At 40.9% G+C, this 16,116-nt stretch carries 19 protein-coding genes and 2 riboswitches; of the genes, 13 read left to right on the plus strand and 6 right to left on the minus strand.

Features of this window, described 5'->3' with window-relative positions; translation table 11 throughout:
* Positions 1–111: 111 nt before the first annotated feature.
* Positions 112–540, plus strand: coding sequence for an organic hydroperoxide resistance protein (locus NSS76_RS06440; RefSeq protein ID WP_024424643.1), 429 nt, complete (start codon positions 112–114; stop codon positions 538–540).
* A 32-nt stretch (positions 541–572) separates the two neighbouring features.
* On the opposite strand, the gene NSS76_RS06445 is transcribed toward NSS76_RS06440, so the two are convergent.
* Positions 573–1,019 carry a MarR family winged helix-turn-helix transcriptional regulator gene (locus tag NSS76_RS06445; protein ID WP_024424644.1) on the minus strand — a complete coding sequence of 149 codons (447 nt, stop codon included), beginning with the start codon at positions 1,017–1,019 and terminating at the stop codon, positions 573–575.
* 161 nt (positions 1,020–1,180) lie between these two features.
* On the opposite strand from NSS76_RS06445, the gene NSS76_RS06450 reads away from it, so the two are divergent.
* Positions 1,181–1,597, plus strand: a complete 417-nt coding sequence (locus NSS76_RS06450; protein WP_024424645.1) for an organic hydroperoxide resistance protein — start codon at positions 1,181–1,183, stop codon at positions 1,595–1,597.
* Positions 1,598–1,834: 237 nt separating this feature from the next.
* On the opposite strand, the gene NSS76_RS06455 is transcribed toward NSS76_RS06450, so the two are convergent.
* From NSS76_RS06455 to NSS76_RS06465, 3 genes are all read right to left on the minus strand, one after another.
* Positions 1,835–2,305 carry a nucleoside deaminase gene (locus NSS76_RS06455; RefSeq protein WP_048238666.1) on the minus strand — a complete coding sequence of 157 codons (471 nt, stop codon included), beginning with the start codon at positions 2,303–2,305 and terminating at the stop codon, positions 1,835–1,837.
* Positions 2,306–2,444: 139 nt separating this feature from the next.
* Positions 2,445–4,733 carry a 5-methyltetrahydropteroyltriglutamate--homocysteine S-methyltransferase gene (gene metE, locus NSS76_RS06460; RefSeq protein WP_024424647.1) on the minus strand — a complete coding sequence of 763 codons (2,289 nt, stop codon included), beginning with the start codon at positions 4,731–4,733 and terminating at the stop codon, positions 2,445–2,447.
* 150 nt (positions 4,734–4,883) lie between these two features.
* Positions 4,884–5,075, minus strand: a riboswitch (cobalamin riboswitch).
* A gap of 112 nt (positions 5,076–5,187) precedes the next feature.
* The gene (locus tag NSS76_RS06465) at positions 5,188–6,147 is read right to left on the minus strand and encodes a S8 family peptidase (protein ID WP_024424648.1); all 960 of its coding nucleotides are present in this window, start codon (positions 6,145–6,147) and stop codon (positions 5,188–5,190) included.
* A 443-nt stretch (positions 6,148–6,590) separates the two neighbouring features.
* On the opposite strand from NSS76_RS06465, the gene NSS76_RS06470 reads away from it, so the two are divergent.
* The 7 genes from NSS76_RS06470 to NSS76_RS06500 all read left to right on the plus strand — a co-directional run bounded on the left by NSS76_RS06470 (position 6,591) and on the right by NSS76_RS06500 (position 12,769).
* Complete coding sequence (locus NSS76_RS06470; protein WP_024424649.1) at positions 6,591–7,277, plus strand: response regulator transcription factor; 687 nt, start codon at positions 6,591–6,593, stop codon at positions 7,275–7,277.
* Positions 7,278–7,280: 3 nt separating this feature from the next.
* Positions 7,281–8,630, plus strand: a complete 1,350-nt coding sequence (locus NSS76_RS06475; protein ID WP_198456766.1) for an ATP-binding protein — start codon at positions 7,281–7,283, stop codon at positions 8,628–8,630.
* Between the two features lie 66 nt (positions 8,631–8,696).
* Positions 8,697–9,386 (plus strand): PepSY domain-containing protein, encoded by a 690-nt coding sequence (locus NSS76_RS06480; protein ID WP_341081366.1) that lies wholly within the window; start codon positions 8,697–8,699, stop codon positions 9,384–9,386.
* Positions 9,387–9,479: 93 nt separating this feature from the next.
* Positions 9,480–9,998, plus strand: a complete 519-nt coding sequence (locus tag NSS76_RS06485; RefSeq protein ID WP_151039385.1) for a PepSY domain-containing protein — start codon at positions 9,480–9,482, stop codon at positions 9,996–9,998.
* Positions 9,999–10,074: 76 nt separating this feature from the next.
* Positions 10,075–10,215, plus strand: coding sequence for a hypothetical protein (locus tag NSS76_RS06490; RefSeq protein WP_003212346.1), 141 nt, complete (start codon positions 10,075–10,077; stop codon positions 10,213–10,215).
* Between the two features lie 134 nt (positions 10,216–10,349).
* A riboswitch (M-box (ykoK) riboswitch) is annotated at positions 10,350–10,514 on the plus strand.
* 207 nt (positions 10,515–10,721) lie between these two features.
* Entirely contained in the window at positions 10,722–12,080 is a 1,359-nt protein-coding gene (gene mgtE / locus NSS76_RS06495) for a magnesium transporter (RefSeq protein WP_212048302.1), read from the plus strand.
* Between the two features lie 290 nt (positions 12,081–12,370).
* On the plus strand, positions 12,371–12,769 hold the full coding sequence (locus tag NSS76_RS06500; protein WP_341081369.1) for a hypothetical protein: 399 nt from the start codon (positions 12,371–12,373) through the stop codon (positions 12,767–12,769).
* Positions 12,770–12,834: 65 nt separating this feature from the next.
* On the opposite strand, the gene NSS76_RS06505 is transcribed toward NSS76_RS06500, so the two are convergent.
* Complete coding sequence (locus NSS76_RS06505; RefSeq protein WP_341081370.1) at positions 12,835–13,698, minus strand: LysR family transcriptional regulator; 864 nt, start codon at positions 13,696–13,698, stop codon at positions 12,835–12,837.
* A 209-nt stretch (positions 13,699–13,907) separates the two neighbouring features.
* Here NSS76_RS06505 and NSS76_RS06510 point away from each other — a divergent pair, with 209 nt between their 5' ends.
* Entirely contained in the window at positions 13,908–14,279 is a 372-nt protein-coding gene (locus NSS76_RS06510; protein ID WP_122631243.1) for a cupin domain-containing protein, read from the plus strand.
* A gap of 128 nt (positions 14,280–14,407) precedes the next feature.
* Here the strand turns inward: NSS76_RS06510 and NSS76_RS06515 are convergent, their stop codons facing one another.
* Positions 14,408–14,737 carry a MerR family transcriptional regulator gene (locus tag NSS76_RS06515; RefSeq protein WP_024424656.1) on the minus strand — a complete coding sequence of 110 codons (330 nt, stop codon included), beginning with the start codon at positions 14,735–14,737 and terminating at the stop codon, positions 14,408–14,410.
* 192 nt (positions 14,738–14,929) lie between these two features.
* Here NSS76_RS06515 and NSS76_RS06520 point away from each other — a divergent pair, with 192 nt between their 5' ends.
* From NSS76_RS06520 to NSS76_RS06530, 3 genes are all read left to right on the plus strand, one after another.
* Positions 14,930–15,085: a hypothetical protein gene (locus NSS76_RS06520; protein WP_087975683.1), complete on the plus strand. Its 156-nt coding sequence runs from the start codon at positions 14,930–14,932 to the stop codon at positions 15,083–15,085.
* Between the two features lie 37 nt (positions 15,086–15,122).
* The gene (locus NSS76_RS06525) at positions 15,123–15,287 is read left to right on the plus strand and encodes a hypothetical protein (RefSeq protein ID WP_024426818.1); all 165 of its coding nucleotides are present in this window, start codon (positions 15,123–15,125) and stop codon (positions 15,285–15,287) included.
* Positions 15,288–15,644: 357 nt separating this feature from the next.
* A complete protein-coding gene (locus NSS76_RS06530; protein ID WP_087975546.1) occupies positions 15,645–16,109 on the plus strand; it encodes a MarR family winged helix-turn-helix transcriptional regulator in 465 nt (154 codons plus the stop codon).
* The last annotated feature ends 7 nt before the right edge of the window (positions 16,110–16,116 follow it).

Raw genomic sequence — 16,116 nt, forward strand, 5'->3', positions numbered from 1 at the left:
GGGTTCAGGCAGGAAAACTTAAAAAAGAGTATTTATTGATTGACTCTGTAATTTAAATTGTGTACAATTCAATTGTAGAAAACATTATTGGAGAGAAAGAGGGTTATATTCATGTCAGACGTTTTATTTACAGCAACGGTATCAGCTGTCGGAGGAAGAGAAGGTAAGGTTGTTTCAACAGATGGTGTACTTGAACATGATGTAGCAATGCCTGGAACACCAAGAGCAAAAAAACTTGAAAAAGCAACAAATCCAGAGCAATTATTCGCAGCAGGCTACTCTGCATGTTTTGATTCAGCCCTTCAAATGGTAGCGAGACAAGAGCGTATTCGCTTTGAAAGTGAAGTTACAGCACATGTCAGCTTATTAAAAGACAGTTCAGATGGCGGCTTCAAACTAGGCGTTCAATTAGAGGTAAAAGGAACTGGAATTGAGCAGTCAGCATTAGAAGAACTTGTTCATAAAGCACACGGCGTTTGCCCATATTCAAAAGCAACTCAAGGAAACATCGAAGTAGAACTAGTAGCTGTCGCACAATAATAGACATTATAAAAGGCTGAGGGAACATTCCCTCAGCCTTTTGATTGTGTTAAATTTTGCAAAAGCTCATGTAAAGAGGCACGCAGTGTTTTTAGCTCTTCTTCCGATCTGCCTGTCCCAGTCAGCATGTGAGACGGAATCGCAGTGGCCTTTTCTTTTAGCTGCTCTCCATATTCCGTTAAACGAATTTGTACAGACCGCTCATCCTCTTTTGAACGTTCTCGGATAATGAGTCCATTTTGCTCCATTCGTTTCAGCATGGGCGTGAGTGTACCGGAGTCTAAATAGAGAAGCTCTCCCATCGTTTTCACATTTAATGTTCCATGCTCCCACAATAAAAGCAGTGCCAAATATTGCGGGTACGTAATGTTTAATTCTTCTAATAACGGTTTATACTGCTTCGTCATCTCTCGTGAACTTGCATATAACAAGAAACAAAGCTGATTTTCCAGCTTCATATGTTCAAATTCATTTGTCATGTCAGTCACCAACTATTTTTTGTCATACTTATCATTGTATAAGATTTTCTTCCTTTTTAAAATAAATACAGACGAAAAATGAAAAATTGTTCAATGTGCGATAAATGTTTGAGAAATGAATAGAACGTGAAAAGGATCAATAGATAAAGGAGGAGATGAAGATGAAACCATTATTCACAGCAAAAGTAAAGGCACAGCATGGAAGAGCTGGACATGTTCGTTCAGAGGATGGTGTGCTCGACCATAACATTGTCATGCCTAACGCCAAGAAAGATGGAGAGACTGGAACAAACCCAGAGCAATTATTTGCAGCAGGCTATGCAGCTTGTTTCGGAGGAGCACTTGAACACGTAGCGAAGAAGCAAGGGATAGAAATAGAATCGGAAGTAGAAGGACATGTCAGTCTTTTAAAAGATGAAAGCGACGGCGGCTTTAAGCTTGGCGTAAAGCTGATTGTGTCTGCGAAAGGTCATGATCATGACAAAGTGAAAGAGCTTGTCCATGCTGCCCATGAATTCTGTCCATATTCAAAAGCAACAAGAGGGAACATTGAAGTAGAGCTTGAAGTGGCGGAGTAATAGTAGAAGACATCTGCTTACAAGCAGGTGTCCAGCGTGTAGACAAACCCTCGCATTCGGTGTCAGGTCTGTGCTCCGGTGCTCACGAATGTCAAATTCGCTCCGCTCCGCTGCTCGTCCTTCCTAGACTGCAAAGGTTTTCTATCACGCTGAAAAGAAGACAAAGGGCTAAAATAAAGATCATTTTAGCCCTTTGTCAACAATCCGCAACACCTGCTTACGAGCAGGTGTCTTTTTTTAATATTCTTTCTTTTTATCGTATGTTTCCCATGCTTCAAATGGCGCAAGGGTTTTTTGAGGTGTCAGTTTGTAAAATGGTATATTTCTTGATTCGTATTCTTTGTTGATTTCTTCATAAATAAATGAGTCATCAAAACCAGAATCCGCTGCATCCTGATGTCCAGCAGCAAAATATACAGCTTTTGGTCTAGCCCAGTAAATAGCGCCAAGGCACATCGGACAAGGCTCGCAGCTTGTGTATAGAATGCAGTCTTCTAATTGGTATGTATGTAGAGTTTGGCACGCTTTGCGAATGGCTGTGACTTCTGCATGTGCGGTTGGATCGTTACTCGTTGTCACGTTGTTGCTGCCCTCTGCAATAATCTGACCATCCTTGACAATGACTGCTCCAAAAGGACCGCCAGTACCACTATTGACTCCTTCTACTGCAAGATCAATTGCGCGTTGTAAAAAATCTTCGTGATTCATTGTCTTCCTCCCTTTGTTCGACTGACTTCTCTAGTATAAACGAATCATGCTAGAAAAGAAATCATCATAGTAGGAGATCGAACAGGCCAATTTGCGCATAAAAAATCCCTGCCGAGTTCAGCAGGGGAGAGACATTCAATTAAGCGTGCTGCGCCAGCTTTTTACGAGCGACTTCAGCAGCTGTGACCATGTTTTTCAAAGCAGCAATGGTTTCAGGCTCTTGTCTAGTTTTTAGACCACAATCCGGATTCACCCAGAAGCGATCTGTTGGACAAACGTTCAGCGCATCATCAATAATTTCGCTCATTTCTTCAACAGATGGAACGCGCGGGCTATGGATGTCATAAACACCTAGTCCAAGTCCTTTCAAATACGGGTGTTTTTCTAAGTAATCGAGGAATCCGCCATGACTGCGTGAATGTTCAATTGTAATCACGTCAGCATCCAAGTCTTCGATTGTATCGACAATATCCTCGAAGTTACTGTAGCACATATGTGTATGAATTTGTGTTTCATTTTGAACGGATGATGTGGATAAACGGAATGACTCTGCTGCCCAGTTTAAATATTCTGCCCAATCACTTTCTTTGAGCGGAAGTCCTTCTCTTAGCGCAGGCTCATCCACTTGGATCACTTGAATACCAGCTGCTTCTAAAGCTTCTACCTCTTTACGCAAAGCGAAAGCGATTTGGAAAGCAATGTCTTTGCGAGAGATATCCGTTCTTGGGAAAGACCAGTTTAAGATGGTAACAGGTCCTGTCAGCATGCCCTTGACTTTTTTCTCTGTCAAACTTTGTGCATAAACTGTCTCTTTCACTGTCATTGGCTCTGTAAACTCTACATCTCCATAAATGATTGGCGGCTTCACGCAGCGTGATCCATAGGATTGTACCCAAGCAAATTTCGTAAAGGCAAATCCGGCTAGCTTCTCGCCGAAGTATTCAACCATGTCTGTACGTTCAAATTCCCCATGTACGAGCACATCCAGACCAATTTCTTCTTGAATATCAATCCATCGTTTTGTTTCTTTCTTAATAAACTCATCATACTCTGCATCTGTCCACTCATTTTTGCGCCACTTTTGACGAGCACTGCGCACTTCGGCAGACTGCGGGAAACTGCCAATTGTTGTTGTTGGAAGAAGCGGGAGCTCAAGAGATTCGTTTTGGATACGAAGGCGTTCTTCAAAGGCAGCTGGACGTTTAAAATCTTTCGATGAAAGATTGTTGCGTTCCGCTGTTAGATCCGCATTTGTTCCTTTTGCGAACTCTTTTAAGGTAAGAAGTGCTTGTGCTGCTTCGTTAATATCAGCATCAATGGCAGCTGCTCCTTTTGTTAAACCTTCTTTTAGCAGTGTCAATTCAGCCAGCTTTTCAGTGGCATAAGACAGTCCGTTTAATAGTTTTTCTTCAAGCTGTTCGCTTGGGTGTTTGGCAACTGGCACATGCAGCAAGCTGCTTGATGGCTGCAGCCATACTTCTTTCGGCTGAACGTCAGCAATGACTTCAGAAATAAAGGATAATCTTTCGCCAAGATCTGATCTCCAAATATTTCTTCCATCAATGACGCCTGCTGCTAAAATTTTATCTTTCGGGAAGCCGTGCTTTTTCACTTGATCAAGGTTGCGCCCTTGATCATGGACAAAATCAAGACCGATTGCTTCAACAGGATATGTGACAAGCTCTTCATACGCATCTACTGAATCAAAGTATGTTTGAAGAAGAATGTTCAACCCAGGTACGGCTTCTTTGATCGTTTGATAAATTTCTTTTACGGCTTTTACGTCTTCACTGGAAGCTGTGACAAGTGCAGGTTCATCAATTTGAACCCATTTGACGCCTGCTTCTTTAAGTTCTTTTAAAAGCTGAGTATAAAGCGGCACTAGACGCTGCTGGATTTCTTTTACTTCATTTGCTTCATAACCTTTAGAAAGTGAGACAAATGTATATAGACCAAGTACAACCGGTTTTGTTTCAACACCAAACGCCTTTTTCACCTTTTCGTAAGCTTCAAGCGGTTTGTTGTGTGTGAGTTTAAATTCTGTGCTTTTTTCGTATTCTGGAACGATGTAGTGATAGTTTGTATTAAACCATTTTGTCATTTCACTTGAGACGGCATCTTTTGTTCCTCTTGCCATCGCGAAGTATGTATCTAGCGGGTCTTTTAAGCTGCGGAAGCGCTCTGGAATCCAATTGAACATAACAGCGGTATCCAGTACGTGATCATAGAAGGTAAAGTCTCCAGAAGGAACAACATCAATTTGTTGATCGATTTGTGTTTTAATGGCAGTTAAAAATTGTTCATCCAGTGTGCTTAAGAGGGTTTCGCGGTCTGTTTGACCTTTCCAGTAAGACTCAAGTGCTTTTTTCCATTCTCTGTTTAAACCAATTCGCGGAAAGCCTAGATTACTTGTTTTAACAATTGTCAATTCCAATTCCTCCTCTAAATATAAAAAGACATTTACGCTCATGATCATGATTGATGAGGTAAATGTCTGGTTTAAAAGACAAAATGTGTGTGCGAAATAAGGCGTGAGTATCACTGACGCTTTTCCGACATCTCCTATCAACCGTAGGGGGTTTGATGTGATAGAGCGGCTGGTATCCTGGCTGGTGAATCTGCAAGCTTTTCATCCTTCCCATCCTAATGACAGTGGATTCCTGAGAAAAGCTCTCCTCACTCACAGTGGCGGGACCGCGCCGGATTTTCACCGGTCTTCCCAATTAAAATTCGACGTGTAATCGAATTACCGACTCTCAAACTATGAATTTATTGTGTTCGATTATATAACGTTCACTTCATTTCGTCAAAGTAAATTTTGAATAATTTTAATTAAAAAAATCCTGAGAAAATTCTATCTTTTCTCAGGACCTCTATTTAAGCTATAGAGATAAAAGATCTGCTTCCAATGTTTTTTCTAAAAGGACATCAGGCGCAGTTAAATATAAAAATCCATTCCCTACAAGGGCTTTCGACTGTTTTAATGGAAGGGTTCTTCTGACAAGCTGAGCATAAACCTCAGGCTCTGTCAGCTTGCGCTGGAACGCTTCTTCTTCGGCATTTTTAATAATGGCTAGTGCACCGCTTACGTGAGGGGCAGCCATTGAAGTCCCTGTGAGCCTGCCGTATTTATGGTTAGGGAGAGTGGATAAAATGTCTTCTCCTGGAGCGACGAGGTCGATTTCTTTATTCGCGTTAGAAAATTCAGAGGATTCTCTAGCAAGGGAAACAGAACCGACGGCAATGACTTCATTGTATGCTGCTGGGTAGGAGAACTCTTCCGTACGCTCGTCCCCGTCCCCTTCATTTCCTGCTGCGCACACAACAAGCACACCGCTTTTTACCGCATTTTGAATGGCTTCCTGCAGGGCAGGCTCATTGCTTGGACCACCGAGAGACATGGAGATAATATCCACCTTCTGCTCTGCGGCATAGTTGATGCCATCAATGATCCATTCATATTTTCCGCTGCCATTTTCACCGCCAAGAACTTTCACGATGAGAAGCTTGGCTTCAGGGGCAACCCCTAAAATTCCGCCATTTTGATCTGTTGCGGCAATCGTTCCTGCTACATGGGTACCATGCCCATTATAGTCTTTTACATTTTCAGCATCTCCATCGTCATCATCGGTAAAGTTCTTCCCACCGATAATCTGATCTTTTAAGTCGGGATGCTCTGTGTCACAGCCTGTATCAAGGACAGCAATGGTTATGCCTTTTCCTTTGAAGCCACTTGACCAAAGTTCGGGTGCTTTAATCTCCTGAATACTTTCCGGCGTCTCTTTCGCTTCCATCACATTGGCTTTTACTTCATACGGAATTAAGCGAATTTCACCTTTCATAAGAAAGCCCTCCTTATTTTGTTTTCAAAGTAGATTCAGGCTGCATAATGTTATTGTATAAAAGAAACTTTTGATCGGAAAGGGTCAATTGTAATAATTTTTCAAATAATCAATCTATTATCAAAAGTGCAGTTCTCCTCACATATTGACGAAAGAGCTCGCCTTTTGAAGAAAACTCTTGATATCATATGAAAAAGAAGGAAATGCTGCATAGTGAGGTTGCACCTGTACAGATGAAAATGGGTGAATAGAACTAAAAGCGGCAGACTAAAAAATAATGAGATGAAGTAACAACTTGAGAAGAAGGCTCAAGTTAAATGTTTTTTCTCAAAAATAATTGCCTCCATAAAAAAATAGATGTGAAGATTGTGACTGTTCCAAATAAGAAAGGCAACATATAATAATGGAAAGACAAGCTTGCCTTTTAGATAGGAGAGATAGAGATGAACAAAGGGAAGATACTCGTAGTCGAAGATGAAAAGAAAATCGCAAGGGTGCTGTCACTTGAGCTTGAATATGAAGGATATGAGGTGACAGTCAAAGAGACAGGAATAGACGGGCTTCAGGCTCTTGAAGAAGATAGCTTCGATTTGGTACTGCTTGATGTCATGCTTCCAGAGTTAAGCGGGCTTGAAGTGCTGAGAAGGGTTCGGAAGACAAATACAGCGACACCTATTATTTTGATTACAGCAAGGGGAAGTGTTCCTGATAAAGTAAGCGGGCTCGATCTTGGGGCGAATGATTATATAACAAAACCTTTTGACATAGAAGAATTATTAGCACGAATTCGTGCACAGCTAAGGTTGAATATACATGCACAAGAAGAAAAGGAGACAGAGCTGAGCATAGCAGACTTAACGGTCAACGAGAAAACAAGAGAAATACAAAGGGCTGGGCAAATGCTTGAACTCACACCGAGAGAATATGACCTGCTTGTTCACTTACTGAACCATCAGCAGCAAGTGCTCACAAGAGATCAGCTTTTAACAGCGGTTTGGGGTTTTGATTATTTCGGTGATACAAACGTGGTAGATGTCTATATCCGTTATTTAAGGAAAAAAATCGATTACCCATTCGAAAAACAGCTGATTCACACAGTGAGAGGTGTGGGTTATGTGATGAAAGGATAAAGAATGAGATTAAAAAATAAGATTCAGCTTTATACGTCGTTGTCTTTGTTTTTAATGGTGCTCTTGTTTCATACAGCCATTTATTTTATTTTTTCGATGACCTTGACGCAAAAAGATATGTCCCGCTTGTCTGAGGTGGCTGAAAATATTGCGATTGCTTTAAAAAAATCAGAGGAAGAGGGTCTTCCGTCCTCGGAGCTGCTGAAGGCGTACCTGCCTCAAAATGGTATGATCCGTGTCGTGACAGAAACGGGAGAGTCAAAACTGACTGTCACAAAGGAATCAACGTTTAGCTCACTGCCTTTTACATACGAATCTGGCCAGACAGCAGAAATCAAAGAATACAATAAGCATATGATTGCGTTCGCTGCTATTCCGGTCATTTGGACAAATGGTGAGATTATGTCACTTCAAGTATATGAAGAAATCGAAAATACGGAAGAGAACTTAGCGTTATTAAAAATGATTTTAATCGCTACCGGCGTTTTGTTTATTGTGCTTTCCTATTTTGCAGGCCACGTTTTAACAAAGCAAATTGTCCGGCCGATTAGCAGAATGACGAATACCATGAAGGCAAGTATGAAAGAGAAGGCGTTTAAACGAATTGAATTAACAGGCGATTCAAAGGATGAACTATATCAAATGGGACAAACCTTTAATGAAATGTCCGAGATTCTCGAGAAGCATTATGAAAAAGAACAGCAATTTTTGCATGATGCCTCCCATGAATTGAAGACACCGATTACCGTCATTATGAGCTACAGCAATTTACTCAAACGCTGGGGGCAAACACGTCCAGAGGTTGTAGAAGAATCCTCCCAAGCGATTCATGATGAAGCGAAAAAAATGAAAAGACTGACAGATCAATTACTGACATTGGCGAAAAACGGCCAGCCGTTATACTTGGATATGAAGCCGGTTGATCTTGGTCATTTGTGCAAGCAGCTATGTCATACACTTGAAGTGGCTACCAATCGAACGATTCAATCTCATGTGCAGACAGAACAGCCGCTGATCGCAGAAGGAGACGAAGAGAAAATCAAACAGCTTTTGACTATCTTAATTGATAATGCGGTCAAATATAGCAGAGAGCCAGTTGATGTGACCTGCGGATGGACAGGAGACAAGCCATTTATTTCAGTGATTGATCAAGGAATTGGCATAAAAGAAGAGGATCTGCCGAAAATCTTTGACCGCTTTTTCCGTGTGGATGAAGCGAGAAACAGTGAGACGGGCGGAACCGGACTCGGTCTTTCAATTGCGAAGCAAATTGCAGAAGAACATGAAGCCGAGCTGAAGGTAGACAGCCGTATCGGCGAAGGAACAGCCATGACCATTCTTTTTCAGAAATAAATGGGTCTTTTCTCATCAATTTCTCATTTCCTCCTTATAAAATAGGAAATAGGAAGGAGGCGCTGCATGTCTAGAAAAACGAAAATGGTGCTTGCGCTCGCAGGATGTCTTGTGATTCTTGCGGCCTTTGCAATGCTCATGATCCAAACCATTGATCAAAAAATATTAAGTGAAGCAGAAATGAAAAAAATGATCTCAAAAGACTATAATGGAAACATTACACATATTGATTTAATCAATCATAAACAGGACTACACAATGACGCTCGAAAATGCAAATGGCATCTATCAAATCATTGCATCTTCTGCAAGCGGTCAAATGAAAGAAATTAGACAGTTAAAAAGCTATCAGAAGACAAATGAAAAAAATGCTGAGCTCCAGGCAGAAGAGGCAGCTGTTAAAAAGGTGAGCGGAACCGTCATTCAAAAAAAGGAGACGTCAGATCGTTTCATTTTTACCATCCAATCAAAAAAAGAATTGTATCAAGTCGAGGTCGGCAAACAGTCATTTAAGGTGCTTGAAGCAGAAAAGAAAAAACCAACCTCTAAAGAAAAGAAGCTCACGAAAATCACCGTCGAGGAAGCCATCCAAATTGCCGTCAAAGAAGTTGGCGGAACAGTGGATGATGCTGATCTTGAAACATTCAGCGGTATGCTCGTATTTGAGGTGGAGCTGGATTTGCCTGACGGCAGAGAGGCAGAGGTGCTTGTGAACGCCTATACAGGAGATATTGAGGGCATTACGTACGAAAACTAATCCTTTTCTCATGATATTCTCATGTTTCTTTCCTTCCTTTATCATCTTGTTTTCTTAAGATATAGAAGAAATCAAACAGAGGAGGAAATGAACATGATGAAAAAAATACTAGTAGCTACAGCATTAACGGGAACTCTTGTCGCAGGTGGTTTCACACTTCAAGCGCAAAATACAAATCAAACAGCAAACGCCGAGCAAGTCGTGCAAAAGAAATCGCCATTTGTTTCAAAGAAACAAGCTGAAAAAGCAGCCTTAAAAGTGGTGAAAGGCTATGTGGATGATGTGGATCTTGAGCGTAAAAAAGGAAAATGGGTGTATGAGGTCGAGATCAAAAAAGGCGGCTTTGAATATAAAGTATATGTCGATGCAAAAACTGGAAAAGCGCTGAATGACCCAGTCAAAGAAAAGAAACAGAACGTGAAGATCACGAAAAAACAGGCTGAAAAAATGGCTCTTGCAAAAGTAAAAGGCACAGTCACAGATTCTGATCTAGATAAAGAAAATGGTGTGTACATTTACGAAATTGAAATCACAACACCAAGCGGCGAGGAAGTTGATTTTGAGATTTCCGCTAAAACAGGCAAAATCCTGAAGCAAGAATGGGATGATTAAGCTATGACCAAACCTTACACTTTCATGTGTAAGGTTTTTTCATTGGGACAAACTACGGGAAAGGAGGCGAGAGAATATGAAGAAAAAAGAAGAAGAGCAAACAATGGATCACGCGGAATACGTTCCGCATCCTGATGGAGAAGGATATGCTTTGTTTTTGCATGATTCCTTTCATCTCCTCTCCCAAGAGGATATGAATCAGCCGGAAGAGGAATAAAAAGACATGAAAAGGGCGATGGCTGAGCTGTCTATCGCTCTTTTTTTTGAAAAGTAAGCGAATACATAAGGTTACTTGGCATCTTGCTTATTGACATCATTCCGCTTTTTCTGTAATCTCAGTGTGTTAACAATATGAGACTTCGTTAGGTGAGGCTCCTGTATGGAGATACGCTGCTGCCCAAAAATGTCCAAAGACGCCAATGGGTCAACAGAAATCATCGACATAAGGTGATTTTTAATGCAGCTGGATTTGATCCTATGCCGTACAGTGCTAAAGCTCTACGATTGAAGGAGCAAGTGTTTATTTTGTCATGCTTACAAAGCGCCTTCATTCGGTTGAAGGTGCTTTTTTATGAGAAAAGGAGGTGTGGGGATGGATCATCCCGATTCGAGACACATAGAGAGTATGTCAAAAGATCAGATTGACGCATCAGACAGAGGAGATCCTGACCCCGCACATTCTAAGGGATTCGGGTATCTCCTGACTTTGGGGAGGTAACAGCGATGATACAGAACATTACGTACGATGAACTCATTTTAAGAATCATTATTTTATTAAGAGATGGCAAACGCAAAGAATTTAAAAACATTATGGAAGAACTTCAGCCATATGATATGGCCTATTTATTTAAAGAACTTCCAGAAAAACACCGTGGCCGTTTCCTCAGCTTTTTAACAATCGATGATGTGACGGAAATGATGGGTGAGCTTGAGCGCGAATACCAAGAAATTGTGCTTGAAAAAGTAGGAAAAGACAAAGCCACCTTCGTCACAAACAAAATGGATAACGATGACCTAGCCAACTTGTTTGATGAAATGGATGATGAGCTGAAAGACCAGCTTTTATCAAACATGGAGGCAGAGGAATCAAAGGCCGTCCAGCTTCTCATGAATTATCCTGCTGAGACAGCAGGCCGGATCATGACCAACCGGTACGTTTGGATTCCTCAGCACTATACGGTTCAGGACGCGGTTGAAAAGCTGAAAAGCTTTGCTGAAATTGCAGAATCGATCAACTATTTATATGTCATTAATGATCAAAAACAGCTTGTAGGGGTTCTGTCGTACCGGGATCTCATTTTAGGTGAACCAGATGAAAAAGTGCAGGATCTTATGTTTACAAGAGTCATTGCCGTTGGAGCTTTTCAAGATCAGGAAGAAATCGCAAAGCTGATTGAACGGTATGATTTTCTTGCCATTCCTGTTGTGGAAGAGAACAATGTCCTCGTCGGAATCGTCACAGTCGATGATATCATTGATGTCGTCATTCAAGAGGCAGGAGAAGACTATGAGAAGTTCGCTGCCTCTGGTAAAGATATTACATTCGACACGCCCGCTTTTGTTGCGGCATACCGCCGTCTCCCGTGGCTCATTTTGCTCTTATTCATTGGGCTGATTTCAGGCAGTATCTTAAATTACTTTGAAGATACCCTTCAGCAAGTCGTCGCCTTAGCCTTCTTCATGCCAATGATCGCCGGGATGACAGGGAATACAGGCACACAGTCGCTTGCCGTCGTCATTAGAGGGCTTTCAAAAGAAGAATTAACGAAAAAAACCATTATGCGCCTGATTTTTAGAGAGCTCCGAACAAGTATTTACATTGGGATTGTCTGTTCCATCATTATTACAGTCGTCGCAATGGTGTGGCAGGGCAATATGATTTTAGGATTTGTTGTCGGTTCCTCACTGCTTGCCACACTGATTATTGGAACGATGGCAGGTACGATCGTGCCTATTATTTTACACAGATTAAACGTCGATCCTGCGATTGCATCTGGGCCGCTCATTACAACATTGAATGATATTTTATCACTGCTTATCTATTTTGGTATTGCGACAGCGTTCCTTCATACACTTATGTAGCAAGAAGACTGTAAAACATGACGTTTTGCAGTCTCAGCGCGCTGACAAACCCTTGCATTCGGTGTCAGTCCTTGCGTGCCGGTGCTCACGAATGTTCAATTCGCTTCGCTCCGGTACTCGTCCTTCCTAGACTTCAAAGGTTTTCAGATCGCGCTGAAAGGTAGACAAAGGACCATCCTTTGTCCACAATCTAAGCCTGTAAAACATGACGTTTTGCAGTCTTTTTTTGTATAAAGATTGCATATAGCGCTTCCATCCTTTACATTTTAAGGAGAAGGTGGGAGAGAAACATGAAGAAATTCTTATTCGTTTTGATGTGTATGTTTTTGCTGAGTGCATGTCAAAGGGAGGACGAGGGGAAAGACCGAAGGCTAGTGGCTGCAGAGCATATGCTTGAAGCCATCACCGAAGGAAATAAAAGAAAAATGGAAGACGTCTACGTCGAAGGTGCGGTACCGAGCCCGGATGACATTCTGAAACTGAAAAAAGAATGGGGCATAGACACGCTTTCATATGAGGATTTTCAATTGGAAGAAGCCAGCATTCATGTGTTCCATGCGAATTATGAAGATGCAAAAACCGGGAAGAAAAAGGCACTTGCCCTGCGGGTGAAAGAAGATCCAGAAAGAGGCGGTGTGCTAATTGACTTTGTAGGGGTTGTTGAAGGGTCTGAGGCATTCTCTAAATAAAAGTCAAGGTATTTTTAAAAGGATAGAAGAGCTGACAAAAATGAGCTCTCCTATCCTCTTTTTTATCACAAATCAGTTATACCCATTAACTCCATAAAGTGTGAGAGAGCACTGGTCATGTAAGAATCGCGGCGCCTTATAAACACAGTGGGCACTATTCTATGTGGCTCTGGTAATGGATGACAGGTAAAGCCGCCTTGCACCCGAGATTCAACCATAGATTTTGGTAATACGGTAACTCCCAGACCGTTTTCAACGCATTTAAGCACGCCCTCTAAAGTACCATATTCCATTACCTTCATAGGAGGATAACCACTGCTCTCAAGCCATTGCTGCCAACGCCCCAAATAGATGCAATGAGCGAATGACGAGAGCAATGGTTCGTGTAAAATTGATTCTACCTGGAATTGCTCCGAGGAGTAGCTTGTAATCAGGACCAGGGATTCGTCCAATACAGGATACTCCATAATTTCTGGATGAAGAATGGGCCCATCTACCAATGCGCCGTCTACCTTGTAGTTGAGAATAGCACTTACTTGATCTACTGTAGGTGCCATATACATACTCAATTCTACTTGTGGAAAATTCTTATGATATTCGGCAAAAATTTTTGGCAATCTTGTAGAAGCGGTTGACTCTATAGATCCAATGTGTAAAGTTCCCCGCGGAGTAGAGGAAAGCTTTACTGCCTCTATCGCTTCTTCGAAATCGTAGAGTAATTTGTTTACATAGGGCAATAGTTCGCGTCCTGCAGGTGTTAAAGATATCTTCTTATGATATCGATAGAGAAGAGGAACTCCTAATTCTTGTTCAAGACGTTGGATTCGTGCCGTAACATTGGACTGCACATAATTCAATTTCTGTGCCGCTTTTGTGATGCTTTGTTCAATTGCAACGGCTTTAAACACTTCCAAAGATTTAATATCCAAAATAACTCTCCTTTTTGCATCACAAATTGTGATTAACTATACGTTATTTTTTGATTTTACGTGATCCAAAGGAATAAGTAAACTTAAAGATATAAGAGGTTGATGCTAATTGTGTCCCTTGGTATCTGATCATGAGGAGGATGGTGAGGTAGGCAATTTTATCTAGAAAAAGATAAACAGACGTTTCCAATGAATGAGGAGGGAATCTATTGATTTCAAAGACGAATGTCCAAGAGAAATTTTTGCAAATAAATGATTATTGGAATCCTAGAATTAGCGGAGAATTGAACGATTCATACATTAAGATGGTAAAAGTTAAAGGTGAATTCATTTGGCATCACCATGATGACGAGGATGAAATGTTTTTTGTATGTAAAGGGAAGCTGGTCATCCGTTTCAGGGATAATGAAATACCTGTTAATGAAGGGGAGTTTATTGTAATTCCTAAAGGAATTGAACATCAGCCAATTGCTGAAGAAGAAGTTCATTTGCTATTAATTGAACCCAAAACGACTCTAAACACGGGGAATGTGGTCAATGAACGAACCGTTTCGATTCCTGAACGAATCGATGGACACTAACTCATTGCACTTAACAGGTGCGTTAGTTAAAAAAGAGGCAGCCATCGCTGTCTCTTTTTCATTCAGCAATTGAAGCAATCAATACGAATAAAGCTTTGATTTTAAAGAGTAAGCGATTCTTTTTTTGTTTAACGATTTTTATACCGAAAGTGTGCGTTAATCTGGCCTTCCAGCATTTTTTTCTTAAATTGTCCGCTTTTTAGCGCTTGTTCTTTTTTCTTCATGTCTTTTAAAATTTCAGCTGTCTGCACACCGTCTTCCCGTTTATTGGCGATGTCCATCAAACGTTCAACATCTGCAAAAGAATATTTCCGTGTGCCTCTTGTTGAGCGCTGGGGGTAAATGAGTTTACGTTCCTCATAATATCGGATTTGCCTGACGGAAAGCCCTGTTAGCTCACTGACAATCCCGATTGAAATGACTTTTTTATCTTTATAAGATACATCTTCCTGCGTCATATACTCACCCCTGCAAGTCTTTTCTTCATATTATATAGAACGAGAAGTGAAAAAACCTATCGTTTGTTAGAAAATATAACACAAAAACGAAAAAAATGAAAAAACCATGGAAGGAAAGATTACAGGGAGTGTGCAATACATCTTACGGCGGCATATAATCATGGTGAATTGACATAGGAGGAGGAGCATATGATGGAGCAAGCACAGATCATTCGTATGGCAAAAGAAATCATCGCATTAGATGTGAAGAGGGATGAATTGCTCGAGCAATTCATGCAGGCTGCAGGTCAGAATGCACATGCGCTTCTAAGAGCCATGCAAAATGATTTGTATAAGAAGTCTTCATAAGCACCCGATCCAAATCACTTGATAGGAGGGATAATCGGTGCGGCGTATATTAAAAGAAGCTTTAGCAAAGGAAAGACATTATTATACGAAGCAGCTATGTTCATTAGGGGTTTACAGCCCTGATGCGGCCAAGAACATGACAATTAGTGACCTAAAAAAAGAGTATCATTTCTTTTTCAACAAAACAGAGCGCTGTTTGTAAAAATCCCTTGAAATGTGCGTATGTCACATAAAGGGTTCTTTTTTTGTGTTTAATATTATAGCAATATTGAATTTTGTAGAAATTTGGCGAATGAAGTGCAAGAAACCATAGATTCTTTACAGATTTTGTTAAAGTGTGTCGCATCTTGATGGTTTGCTGAAAAAGCTTTTTTTCGAGATGATTGTGAAAAATAAGAAGGATTTTAAAAGTTTATATCGAAACCTTATACATAACACGAATGGAGTCACTTATGTGGTTGAAAGGGTTTTCAAAAACGTACTTCTATTTTTTACGAAAGGCTCCAACTGCACCGCAAGACAGCCTTGAAGTTAAAAAAATATTATAAGAGGTAGATATGTGATGAGACTATCGTTTAATGAAGAAGAAGTAGAACGCTCAATGACGCTTTACAAGGTTTTTGCAAGAGCATTTAAAAGCGTTTCAGAACACAGTATTAGAGACAGCAAAGAGCATGGATTCAATCCAACTGAATTTGCCGTTCTTGAATTACTGTACACAAGAGGTGCTCAAAAGCTTCAGCAAATCGGCTCAAGACTCCTGCTAGTCAGCGGGAATGTGACGTACGTAATTGACAAATTAGAACGAAATGGTTTCATTGAAAGAGAACAGGACCCCAAGGATAAACGGTCGGTTTATGCCCATTTAACGGAAAAAGGGCGAAGCTATCTTGACAAGATTTATCCGATCCACTCTCTTCGAATTGCGCGTGCATTCTCTGGTCTGACGCGTGAAGAGCAAGAGCAATTGATTAGTCTATTGAAAAAAGCAGGTATTCACAGTCAGCATTTATTATTTAGATAAAACGAAA

The sequence above is a fragment of the Bacillus sp. FSL R5-0654 genome (genome assembly GCF_038008745.1).
Lineage (GTDB): Bacteria > Bacillota > Bacilli > Bacillales > Bacillaceae > Bacillus > Bacillus safensis.

Coding starts and splice junctions, on each gene's coding strand:
- NSS76_RS06440 (WP_024424643.1), top strand. CDS start 112: ATGTCAGACGTTTTATTTACAGCAACGGTATCAGCTGTCGGAGGAAGA.
- NSS76_RS06445 (WP_024424644.1), bottom strand. CDS start 1,019: ATGACAAATGAATTTGAACATATGAAGCTGGAAAATCAGCTTTGTTTC.
- NSS76_RS06450 (WP_024424645.1), top strand. CDS start 1,181: ATGAAACCATTATTCACAGCAAAAGTAAAGGCACAGCATGGAAGAGCT.
- NSS76_RS06455 (WP_048238666.1), bottom strand. CDS start 2,305: ATGAATCACGAAGATTTTTTACAACGCGCAATTGATCTTGCAGTAGAA.
- NSS76_RS06465 (WP_024424648.1), bottom strand. CDS start 6,147: ATGAAAGGTGAAATTCGCTTAATTCCGTATGAAGTAAAAGCCAATGTG.
- NSS76_RS06470 (WP_024424649.1), top strand. CDS start 6,591: ATGAACAAAGGGAAGATACTCGTAGTCGAAGATGAAAAGAAAATCGCA.
- NSS76_RS06475 (WP_198456766.1), top strand. CDS start 7,281: ATGAGATTAAAAAATAAGATTCAGCTTTATACGTCGTTGTCTTTGTTT.
- NSS76_RS06480 (WP_341081366.1), top strand. CDS start 8,697: ATGTCTAGAAAAACGAAAATGGTGCTTGCGCTCGCAGGATGTCTTGTG.
- NSS76_RS06485 (WP_151039385.1), top strand. CDS start 9,480: ATGATGAAAAAAATACTAGTAGCTACAGCATTAACGGGAACTCTTGTC.
- NSS76_RS06490 (WP_003212346.1), top strand. CDS start 10,075: ATGAAGAAAAAAGAAGAAGAGCAAACAATGGATCACGCGGAATACGTT.
- mgtE (WP_212048302.1), top strand. CDS start 10,722: ATGATACAGAACATTACGTACGATGAACTCATTTTAAGAATCATTATT.
- NSS76_RS06500 (WP_341081369.1), top strand. CDS start 12,371: ATGAAGAAATTCTTATTCGTTTTGATGTGTATGTTTTTGCTGAGTGCA.
- NSS76_RS06515 (WP_024424656.1), bottom strand. CDS start 14,737: ATGACGCAGGAAGATGTATCTTATAAAGATAAAAAAGTCATTTCAATC.
- NSS76_RS06520 (WP_087975683.1), top strand. CDS start 14,930: ATGGAGCAAGCACAGATCATTCGTATGGCAAAAGAAATCATCGCATTA.